Below are 11,024 nucleotides of genomic sequence, written 5' to 3' on the forward strand. Positions count from 1 at the left end.
TTGTAAGCGCGGGTGAAGACTGTTAGCATTTCTGAATGTCGCTAACGCTGGCATTGTACTGTAATCTTTTGCAACTGAACGCTGTTCTGACACCGGAAAACCTTATGAAGAAATCTCACTGGCTGGCTACTGCGATGCTGGCTTTCACATATTCAGCATCCCATGCCGCGAGCTTATCGGTTGCCGTCGCCGCCAATGTACAGTTTGTGTTTGAAGACATTAAAACCGCGTTTAAGCAGGAAAGCGGACACGATCTGCAAGCCAGTGTAAATTCCTCCGGCAAGCTGACCACGCAAATCATGAACGGTGCACCGTTTCACGTATTTTTGTCTGCTGATACCGAGTTTCCTGAAAAACTGGTGAAAGAAGGTTTTGCTGCCAGCGAACCGAAAGTGTATGCCTATGGCGCACTGGTGTTGTGGAGTATGAAAAATACGGAACTGACAAACTGGCAGAGTGCATTACAGCAAGCCAGTGTCAGCAAAATTGCGATCGCCAATCCTAAGACCGCGCCGTATGGCCGCGAAACCATGAAAGTGCTGGCTGCTGCAGGACTGGATAAAACACTGGCGCCGAAAATGGTGTTTGCCGAAAGTATTGCGCAAACCAATCAGTACATTCATTCAGGCGTTGCGGATATCGGCTTTACCGCTAAGTCTGTGGTGCTGGCGCCGGAAATGAAAGGACAGGGTAAGTGGATAGAAATTCCGCATCAGCTATATCAGCCGATTGCGCAAAGTGCGGTGATTCTGAAGGCAGGAAAAGAGCAGCAGGCACAGGCTGCACAACAGTTTTTTGATTTTTTATATTCGGCCAGAGGCCGCGCTATTTTTGAAAAATACGGTTATCTGTTACCGGAAAAGAAATGAATATTCTGCAAGGAGAAATCATTGCACGTGAAGCACACGGCAGCGTTTGTTTGCTGACAGTGCAGGCCGGTGGTGTGCAACTGAGCGCCAGTCTGCTGGCTCAGCCTGCGGTCTGGCAACAATGGGAATGCGGGCGCGCGGTCAGCCTGCAAGTGCCGGAAATGGAAGTGGCGATTGCCAAGGATTTTCATGGTAGTTGCAGCATTCGTAATTGCCTGCCGGCACAGATCACTGGCATTGAATCCGGGCAAATCTTAAGCCGGATATTATTATCTCTGACGCCGCAGCAACAGACTTTAGCCGCAGTGATTACAACCCGTGCCGTACAGCAAATGCAATTGCAGGTCGGCGACGCCGTGCAGGCCATGATCAAGTCCAGCGCGTTTTGTGTGCTGGATCAGCGCACAGCAGCGGAGCCGGTATGAGCTGGCTGCAACTGGACTGGCAACCGGTCTGGCTGACCTTGCAGCTGGCGGCTATCACCACCGTCATTCTGCTGGTGCTGGGCGTGCCGCTCGCTTACCGCATTGCACACAGCCGCAGCCGGTTTAAACCGGTATGGGAAAGCCTGGTCAGTATGCCGCTGGTGCTGCCGCCTTCCGTGCTGGGATTTTATCTGTTACTGATGTTCAGTCCGCGCTATGCCTTCGGTCAGTGGCTGGAGCAGGTTTTGCATATCAAAATTGTATTCAGTTTCAGCGGACTGGTGATCGGTTCAGTGCTGTTCAGCTTGCCGTTTATGGTGCAGCCGGTGCAGGCAGCATTTCAGAATTTACCGCGTAGTTTGCTGGAAGCCTCGCGCACGCTGGGTAAATCCGATACGGAAAGTTTTTTCCGCGTACTGTTGCCATCGGTGCGTCCTGCTTTGCTCAGCGGCACGGTACTGGCGTTCGCGCATACGATTGGTGAATTCGGTGTGGTACTGATGATAGGCGGGAATATTCCGGGGCAGACCCGACTGGCTTCGATGGCGATTTATAACGAAGTTGAAAGTCTGAATTACGCTGCCGCCCATGCGTATGCTGCCGTATTGTTTGTGATCAGTTTTGCGATTCTGCTGACCGTATACATCGTGCAGCGCCGCAGTACGGCGGGCGGGGTGCTGCGATGATAGAACTCCGCATACAACATCCGCTGACCTCCGCTGACGGTGCGGACATGCTGGATATCAGTCTGCAGATCGCTGCACAGCAAACTGCTTGTCTCAGTGGCGCGTCCGGTGCGGGTAAAACCACCTTGCTGCGTATCATGGCGGGTCTGATCACGCCGCAGCATGGCTTTCTGCGCGTTGGTGACCAGATCTGGCTGGATACCGAACGCGGCATTTGCCTGCCGCCGCAACAGCGCAGTGTCGGTCTGGTGTTTCAGGATTACGCATTGTTTCCGCATATGACGGTGCAGGCCAATATCGCCTACGCCCTCCAAACCGCGCAACCGGATCTGGTGCAATATTTACTGACGCTGACGGGTTTGCAGCCGCTGGCGCAGCGCAAACCGGCGCAGTTGTCCGGTGGTCAGCAGCAGCGGGTGGCACTGGCGCGTGCGCTGGCGCGCATTTGGGGTCAGCCAGGCAGCGTATTGCTGCTGGATGAGCCTTTGTCGGCGCTGGATGCAGCGATGCGCAGTCAGTTGCAAACGGCTTTGCAGCAAGCCATGCAGCAAAGCGCATGCACCAGCTTGCTGGTGTCGCATGATATGGCGGAAATTTTCCGTTTATGTCAGCAAGTGTTTGTGCTGGAGCATGGGCGTATTGCACGCAGCGGATCGCCGGAACAGGTATTTTTACAAGGCGGACAAGCAGGTCAGCTGACTTTGCAGGCACAGGTGCTGGCAGTGCGGCGCGAAGAAGTGGTGTATGTGTTGTCGTTGCTGATCGGGCAGGAAGTGACGGAAGTGTTTGCCAGTGCAGAGCAGGCGGCTGGTTTGCAGCCGGGTGACCGGATTGCCGTGGCAGCACGCAGTATCACACCGCTTGGCAGGGCTGGCTGAAGGTTTGAATGTCGCCAGTTGTCTCAGATAGCGGAGCAGAGCAGGAAATAAAAATGGCGCTTATTCAGCGCCATTTTTTACAACATCACCATCCGCAGATCAGCGATTGTAAGTGTCTGCATTCAGACCCATGATGTGGGAGAAGCCACCGTCAACATAAGTGATTTCGCCAGTGATGCCGTTCGACAATTCAGACAGCAGGAAGGCTGCAGTATTGCCGACGTCTTCAATCGTCACGTTACGGCGCAGTGGTGCGTGATCAGCAACGAAGCCCAGCAGTTTGCCGAAGTCTTTAATGCCGCTGGCTGCCAGCGTTTTGATCGGACCAGCAGAGATACCATTGACGCGGATACCTTTTTTGCCCAGATCTTCTGCCAGATAACGTACCGATGCTTCCAGCGATGCTTTGGCCAGACCCATGGTGTTGTAGTGCGGAATCGCGCGGATTGCGCCCAGATACGACAGGGTCAGCAGGGCGGATTTGTCACGCAGCATCGGCAGTGCTGCTTTTGCCAGTGCAGGGAAAGAATAAGCAGAAATGTCGTGCGCAATGCGGAAAGATTCGCGGGACAGACCGTCCAGGAATTCACCGGCAATCGCTTCGCGTGGTGCAAAGCCGATCGCATGTACCAGACCATCCAGCTGATCCCAGCTTTGGCCCAGATCACGGAACAGGGCTTCGATTTGTTCATCGCTGCTGACGTCGCATTCAAAAATCAGCTTGCTGTCGAATTCTGCTGCGAATTCTGTGATGCGGTCTTTGAAACGTTCACCGACATAAGTGAATGCGAGTTCTGCACCTTCACGTTTACAAGCTTGCGCAATACCGTAAGCAATCGAACGGTTTGACAGCAAACCTGTGATCAGAATTTTTTTACCTTGCAGAAATGCCATGTTGACTCCAGATGGTTTCCGGCTGCGCTTTTCAGTCCTGTCGTTATTATTCGGGACCAGCCAGCCGGGCATGGGTTTTCGGAAACGAGTACCGGAATTTTTGTCCGGTATTGATCCCTGTCAGAAACAGGGAATTCATAACAGGGTCGAATTGTAGTGGCTTCCCTCGAATCGGGCAAATATTCGATCATTCGCCCGGTATCACGGATTTCGCATACCGGCCCGCTTGAAACTTGCTGACCGGAAAATAATGCAGCGAATTTTGCGCGCTAACCGTCTTGCGCAGGCCGTACATCTCCCTTAATTCATATTTACGTCAGTGAAATTCTGACAGCGCTACCCGCGTCGTCCCTGATTTCAACTTCCGCCTTACACTGCCAGCCAGACTGTCAGTTCACATACTTTGTGCAGATATCCGCATTCATCATTTCCGGACGGCCAGACTTTCTGCCGACGACCGGCAGATCGCTATGCAAAAATCCGCATTTGAGGCTTTTTCAACCGGTTTTCAGCCGGTTGTCGTCGCCTGCAGCGATCCGGTCAGATCTGCGCGGTCTCTCCGGGCTGTCCGTGTTGTGCGTTGTATCCGCGCGGTACCGCCGCCAGCAGCTTGCGGGTGTATTCGTGCTGCGGACTGGCATACAGCGCATCCGCATTGCCGCATTCGATTTGTTTGCCATGCTGCATGACCAGCACCTGATCGGAAATGTATTTGACTACCGCCAGATCATGTGAAATAAACAGATAAGCTAAACCGAACTCATCCTGTAAATCCTGCAGCAGATTCAGCACCTGCGCCTGCACCGATACATCCAGCGCAGAAACCGATTCGTCGCAGATCAGAATTTCCGGTTTCATACTCAGGCAGCGCGCAATCGCAATCCGCTGGCGCTGGCCGCCGGAAAACTCATGCGGATAACGTTGCAAAGCACTGGCGGGCAGGCTGACTTTATCCAGCAGCGCCGTTGCCATCTTCAGCCGTTCCGCATCGTTGTTGCCGATCTGATGCAGATGCATCGGTTCGGTCAGAATCTGACCTATCGTAAAGCGCGGATTCAGCGAGGCATACGGATTCTGAAAAATGATCTGGATTTTCGGTTTCAGCGGGTGAAACGCTTTTTCCGGCATGCTCAGAATATTCTGACCTTTGTACCAGGCTTCGCCACCCGTGGCCTGATGCAGGCGCATCAGCGTCAGTCCGACCGTTGTTTTGCCGGAACCGGATTCGCCGACGATACCCAGCGTTTTTCCTTTCGCCAGTTCAAACGACACATTATCAACAGCACGCACGGTTTTGCTGCGGAACAGACCGTCCGGCATGCTGAAATGTTTACTCAGATTGCTGACTTTCAGAATGATCTCATCCTCGCTGTTCCAGCCGCGCTGGCGTTCCGTGGTGCTGGGTGGCGGCGCTGTCTGTTGCATAAAATCGGCGATGACCGGCAGGCGCATAGGCCGATGGCTGACATCCGGACGACAATGCAGCAGAGCACGCGTGTACTGATCTTGTGGCGCAGTAAAAATCTGACTGGCCTCGCCTTGTTCGCGGATTTCACCGTGCCGCATCACGATGACCTGATCCGCTACTTCACCGACCAGTGCCAGATCATGCGTAATAAACAGCACGGCCATCTGATGCTTTTGCTGCAGCGATTTGATCAGATCAATAATCTGCTTTTGTATCGTTACATCCAGCGCAGTTGTCGGTTCATCCGCAATCAGCAGGCGCGGTTCGCAGGCAATCGCCATCGCAATCATCACGCGCTGCTGCTGGCCGCCGGACATCTGGCAGGGATAGCTGTCGACTTTGCTGGCCGGATCGGGAATGCCGACTTCTTCCAGCAAGGCAATTGCACGTGCACGCGCCTGCTTGCGATTCATACCCTGATGCAGACGCAGCACTTCGCCAATCTGGTAACCGACGGTCAGCACCGGATTCAGAGAACTCATTGGCTCCTGAAAAATCATCGCGATGTCTTTGCCGCATAAAGCGCGTCGTTCGCCGGGCGACAGCTTCAGTAAGTTCAAGCCATTGAACACGATTTCACTGTCTGCTGCGATACGGCTGGTGTCAGTTGGCAGCAAGCCCATTACTGCCAGCGAACTGACGGATTTGCCGCTGCCGGATTCGCCGACCAGTGCCACCGTCTGATTCGCGGGAATACTGAAGCTGACGTTTTTTACGGCTTCGTGCCAGCTGTGTTTGCCATTTTTAAAGCTGATATTCAGATTGCGGATCTGCAACAGGGCATCAGAGTTTTTTTCGGTATGCATAGCAAGCTCAGCGCAGTTTCGGGTCCAGCGCATCGCGCAGGGCATCAGTAAATAAAGAGAATGCGGTTACCAGTGTTGCCATCGCAACGGTGGCCGCAGTCAGTTGCCACCATTTGCCGAGTATCAGCTCATTCTGCGCCTCGTTCAGCATGCTGCCCCACGAGACAGTGCCAACCGGAACGCCGAAACCGAGGAAACTCAGGATCACTTCCGATTTAATAAAACCCACCACCAGAATCGAAATTTGCACCAGCGCGACATGGCTGACATTCGGGAAAATATGGACTGCCATTTTGCGCCAGTGCGAAGCGCCGATGGCTTGTGCAGCCCACACATATTCGCGGTTTTTATGTTTCAGATACTCTGCACGCATCAGACGGAACGGGCCAGTCCAGCCGGTCAGCGCCAGAATCAGAATGATGGTGCTGACGCCTTTTTGCTGCAGGACTGCGGCGACTGCCAGAATCAGCAGCAGATACGGAATCGCGGTAAAGATACTGTAAAACCAGTTGAAAAAATCATCGGTACGACCACCGAAATATCCGGCCAGTGCGCCGAATACCGTGCCAAGCACGGTCGCCAGCACGGCTGCAACAATGCCAACCACAATCGAGGTTTCTGCGCCTTTGACGGTTTTTTTCAGAATATCGTGCCCCCATTTATCAGCACCAAACGGCAGGCTTTCTTTTTTGCCGCTTTCCTGCACCGCACCTTGCTTCGCCAGATCGCTGTAAATCGCCTGTATATCCGCCGCCAGCGGATCTTGTACGCCATACCAGTCGACTTGTGGTGCTGCACCTTTTAACTGTTGCCGAATTTGCTGTATATCCTCGCGCAGCGGATCATAGGGGTTATCCGGAATGTTCTGATCTTCCGTTTTATCGGTTTCTGCTGAAACAGTGACGGCTTTACTCCAGCCCGGCGGCGCATAGCTAACCGCGACTTCGGCATCCCAGTCAGTGGCGATTAGTCCGGCAGCGGATAGGCTGATAATCAGTAAAAACAGCGCAACAATACTCAGGCTGATCATTGCCGCGGCATCAGCTTTCAGTCTGCGCCAGGCCAGCAACCACAGGCCGGGAGAAGTAGGTTCTTGTAAAGACATGGAAACCGGATTCATTTGAGTTGTACCCTGGGGTCGACTGCCTGATACAGTAAATCAGTCAGCAGGTTAAACAGCATGGTGGCCGCGGCCACGCAAACAGTAATGGCTTTGATGACGGGAAAATCGCTGCGCTCAACTGCCAGAATGACTTCGCGTCCTATGCCCGGAATTGAAAAGAAGCGTTCAATCAGGAAGGCGCCAATCAGTAAGGCAGGCAGATTCGACATCACATGCGTCAGTATCGGAATGGCTGCATTCCGCAGCACATGCACCCAGCGTATGCGATGTTCCGACAGCCCTTTGGCGCGCGCTGTACGCACATAATCCTGATTCACTTCATCCAGCACAAAGGTACGGAACAAACGCAGATTCGGCGCCAGACCAACCATCAACGCAATCAGGATCGGCAGTGCTGCGTAACGAATCAGATTTTCTGAAAATGCATTACCCCAGCCTTGTACCGGAAACCAGCCAAGCTGATAAGCGAAAAAATATTGACCGAGAATGATATACACCAGAATACTGACCGACATACCGGCAGTGCAGGCAATCATTACAGCGCGGTCGGTAAGGCTGCCACGGCGGAATGCAATGACCAGTGCCAGCGCAACAGCCAGCAGCGTTTCCAGAATCGTCAGCGGAATTAATACGGTCAGCGAAGGGCCCAGCCGGGTCGCAATTAAATGCGAGACAGCTTCGCCGGTACTCCAGCTGTTACCGAAATCCAGATGCACAATTTGCTGAATAAAAATCCAGAGCTGAATATAGTAGGGCTGATCTACGCCGAGCTGACGGCGGATATTCGCAATTTGTTCGGGACTGGAAATTTTTCCGGCCAGAATATACGCCGGATCACCACCAACCCAGTTGAACAGGAAAAACACCAGCAGGATTACGCCCAGCATGGTGGGAATCATTTGCCATATCCGGCGCAGCAGGTAAGCACTCATATATGTATGAAGAAAAATATTAAGCCGGGGTTGAGTGAGAATGAAACCGGAATGTCGTCACAACATCACTGTCATCAGCGTTTGGTATCCAGATCCAGATCCAGATACGGCCACTCTATATGCATGACCGGATGTTTCTGATAACCAATGACGCGCGGCTGAGCCAGCATATTAAAGTAACGTGCAAATCCTATGCGCTGTGCTGAGTAAGCTTCCATCAGCCGTGCCATTTTGTGATACAGCGCATCACGCTCCGGCCCGGCTGGTAAGCGCTGGCTTTGCTCATACAGTTTGTCAAACTCCGGAAGGCTGACACAGCCATTGTTATTCAGATGAATATTTTTTCCATAAAACAATTGCATGAAATTGTCGCCATCCGGATAGTCTGCCATCCACGGGGAAATGCGTTGCTTCAGCTGACACTGCTTTTCGGCTTTCAGAATTTCACTGAACGGACGGAAATCAGTCTCCATGCGAATGCTTAGTCTGTCATAAGTTTTTTTCCAGACTTCCGCCTGCAAATGTCCACGGGATTCAGTTTGTGAAGTAAAACGGATCACAAGCGGACTGCCATCCGGCAAGGTACGGTAACCATCAGCCCCTTTTTTGTAGCCGAAGCGATCAAGCAGCGCATTGGCGGCAGCCGGATTGTACTGAATGCTGCTTTTGTATTGCGGATCATGTCCTACAACGCCGGGCGGAACAGGGAATTGCAGCGGAATGGCCTGACCGTTATCGACGATACGGATTTCTTCTTCCACCTGATGCGCCATCGCAATTGCACGGCGCAGCGCGATCTTTTCTTTACTCAGGCCACCCAGCACCGGATCCTGCATATTCCAGTAATAAATGGTCAGTTCCGGTGAAATAATGCGCGATAACTGTACGCCTTTGCTGGCAAATTCCGGTTTCAGTTTGCCATCCTGCAGCACTTGCGGTGCGAGGCCGCCATACAACTGAAATAAGTCCGTTTCATCTTTTTGAAATGCCAGCAGGCGTGACTGATCCTCCAGTATGACTTGCACAATGACTTTACCAATCTGCGGTATCCGTTTGCCTTTCATCTGGCGCGCAATTTTTTGTTTTTCAGGGTCAGCGCCGGGATCGGAGTCCCAGTAGTGCTCGCGATAGCCGGGATTGGCTTCCAGCACCATACGGCTGCCGCGCACCCATTCGGTCAGACGGTAAGGGCCGCTGCCTACCGGATTCGCCATGACCTGACCTTGCCCGTCGCGGTATTTCTCGACCACTTCACGCGCAACTGCGGAAGTCGCGGTGTATGCCAGAATCATCGGCAGATTGTAGTCAGGACGATGCAAGCGAATTTTCAGCGTGTAAGGATCGGAGGCTTGCAAACCGGGAACAATGGCGTCGTAATCAAACTTCCCGGTTTTACGTGCTTTTTCTGCCAGCTCATCCAGACCAATAATTTTGCCCTCCAGCAGCCAGCGATGCGAGGACGCGATCGCCGGATCCATTAATCGCATCAGTGAATAGATGAAATCCTTTGCCTGCAGTTCGCGTTCTTTACCTTTGAATGCGGGGTCCGGCGTGAAGTGCAGTCCTTTACGTAAGCGTATGGTGTAGGTAAGTCCATCGTCACTGATTTCCGGTAAAGCGGCGGCAGCTTCAGGAATGATGCGTGCAGGGGATGCAAGGTAGTCGTAGCCATAAAGACGTTCAAACACAGCTTCTATAATCGCATTCGAATACAGATCGCGTGCTGCTGCAGGATCAAAACCTGTTTCTGCCACTGGGAACACGGTGCGAAGCACCTTCGCCGGATCAGCAAAGCGGTCTTGCGCTGCCATACTTTGTACCGGAGTGCCGCAGGCCAGAATCAGCGTGCCGAGTAATAACAGGGTTTGACGTCGTAACACGGGCACGGCGGACAGAGGCAATTTCATGGGCAGCACTTTCAGTGGTGTCAGGCGAATGATTTGTAACTGTTTGTGTGCTCTCTGGATGGATCAGATCCCAAAGGATGCGGTGATCGTCACCAGTCTGAGCGGAAAGGCATAAACATAGCCTAACTGTCGGTGCTTGCAAAACGGCTTTGGCGGAGGCAGGGATGCCAGGATGTGCACCGGTGGTGCGGTCATGCCAGTTTGATGCACGGAACGGGTGCAGAGTGTTGTTTTTTAATGTTAGTTTTGTTGTAATGCATTAAAACCACGCTGCAGCACACCCTAATTTTTGTGCGATTTTCGGCTGAAAATCAGGCTTGGCGGGAATTTTATTTTGTTGCTTGATGTTAATTTCGAATAATTACTCAATCTGCGGACCGGCACTTGCTGGTGCACCAAAAAAATGCTGCAAAGCACAAAATTATAGGTTTCCGTTTCAGGATTTTTTTTGGCAAAATGCCTCCCTGTTGTTTTTACGGGAAATGCGGCGTGTTTAGAGTTGACAGTCACAGACTGGAAATGATTCTATGCGCCTTCCGAAAAAAAGCTGTGTTACTTGATTTGCCGGATCTGTGTCATTTTTTATAAATGTTACATCCGGTAACATGCTTTTCCTGCGATTTTTCACTTTCCTGGCACGACGTTTGCTCAACGTCAGGCTAAGTTTGCAGTGCCTACCGGCCTGTTCGCGTTCACGCCAGATTCCGGGCTGCTGAAATTATTCAGTGTTCCGCCAGCCTTAGTACGCGAAATCCGGATTTCCGGTGCCGGTGTGTCTGTGACCCTGTTTTCCAAGAATACTTTGCGTGGAACCCGAATTTTCAGGCCCGCTACGCTTTGTAATCTTTTTTTGTGTGAGCGGTTCTGATCCAGATCAGACAGCAGATCTAGTGGTTTTGGAGGAGTATTAATGGATTTTTCAAATCGCCAGCAAGAGCCGGGCAAGAAGTTTCTCGGCATAGGGCTGGTCATCGCATTTCACGCGATACTTGTGTACGCGTTACTGAACGGTCTCGGACATAAAATCGTCCAGATC

The 11,024-nt window shown here is 52.3% G+C and carries 9 protein-coding genes; 4 read left to right on the forward strand and 5 right to left on the reverse strand.

The window, feature by feature from the left end; all coding sequences use genetic code 11:
• The first annotated feature begins 104 nt into the window (after positions 1 to 104).
• The 4 genes from modA to KDM89_RS18785 are packed head-to-tail and all read left to right on the forward strand — an operon-like array spanning position 105 to position 2,858.
• Positions 105 to 869, forward strand: a complete 765-nt coding sequence (modA, locus tag KDM89_RS18770; RefSeq protein WP_230427974.1) for a molybdate ABC transporter substrate-binding protein — start codon at positions 105 to 107, stop codon at positions 867 to 869.
• Positions 866 to 1,294: a TOBE domain-containing protein gene (locus tag KDM89_RS18775; RefSeq protein WP_212689457.1), complete on the forward strand. Its 429-nt coding sequence runs from the start codon at positions 866 to 868 to the stop codon at positions 1,292 to 1,294. Before modA ends, KDM89_RS18775 begins: the two co-directional genes overlap by 4 nt.
• Positions 1,291 to 1,980: a molybdate ABC transporter permease subunit gene (gene modB, locus KDM89_RS18780; protein ID WP_212689458.1), complete on the forward strand. Its 690-nt coding sequence runs from the start codon at positions 1,291 to 1,293 to the stop codon at positions 1,978 to 1,980. The genes KDM89_RS18775 and modB overlap by 4 nt, the downstream gene beginning before the upstream one ends.
• Positions 1,977 to 2,858 (forward strand): sulfate/molybdate ABC transporter ATP-binding protein, encoded by an 882-nt coding sequence (locus KDM89_RS18785; RefSeq protein ID WP_212689459.1) that lies wholly within the window; start codon positions 1,977 to 1,979, stop codon positions 2,856 to 2,858. Before modB ends, KDM89_RS18785 begins: the two co-directional genes overlap by 4 nt.
• Positions 2,859 to 2,957: 99 nt before the next feature.
• Here the strand turns inward: KDM89_RS18785 and fabI are convergent, their stop codons facing one another.
• The 5 genes from fabI to KDM89_RS18810 form a co-directional block, all read right to left on the reverse strand.
• Positions 2,958 to 3,752, reverse strand: coding sequence for an enoyl-ACP reductase FabI (gene fabI, locus KDM89_RS18790; protein ID WP_212689460.1), 795 nt, complete (start codon positions 3,750 to 3,752; stop codon positions 2,958 to 2,960).
• Between the two features lie 540 nt (positions 3,753 to 4,292).
• Positions 4,293 to 6,026 (reverse strand): ABC transporter ATP-binding protein, encoded by a 1,734-nt coding sequence (locus KDM89_RS18795; protein WP_212689461.1) that lies wholly within the window; start codon positions 6,024 to 6,026, stop codon positions 4,293 to 4,295.
• A gap of 7 nt (positions 6,027 to 6,033) precedes the next feature.
• Positions 6,034 to 7,131 carry an ABC transporter permease gene (locus KDM89_RS18800; protein ID WP_212689462.1) on the reverse strand — a complete coding sequence of 366 codons (1,098 nt, stop codon included), beginning with the start codon at positions 7,129 to 7,131 and terminating at the stop codon, positions 6,034 to 6,036.
• Between the two features lie 11 nt (positions 7,132 to 7,142).
• Positions 7,143 to 8,081, reverse strand: a complete 939-nt coding sequence (locus tag KDM89_RS18805) for an ABC transporter permease (RefSeq protein ID WP_212689463.1) — start codon at positions 8,079 to 8,081, stop codon at positions 7,143 to 7,145.
• A 74-nt stretch (positions 8,082 to 8,155) separates the two neighbouring features.
• Positions 8,156 to 9,988 (reverse strand): ABC transporter substrate-binding protein, encoded by a 1,833-nt coding sequence (locus KDM89_RS18810; protein WP_230427975.1) that lies wholly within the window; start codon positions 9,986 to 9,988, stop codon positions 8,156 to 8,158.
• Between the last annotated feature and the right edge of the window lie 1,036 nt (positions 9,989 to 11,024).

This window comes from Cognatundibacterium luofuense (genome assembly GCF_018139685.1).
In the GTDB taxonomy this organism is placed as follows: Bacteria; Pseudomonadota; Gammaproteobacteria; order Burkholderiales; family Burkholderiaceae_D; genus Undibacterium; species Undibacterium luofuense.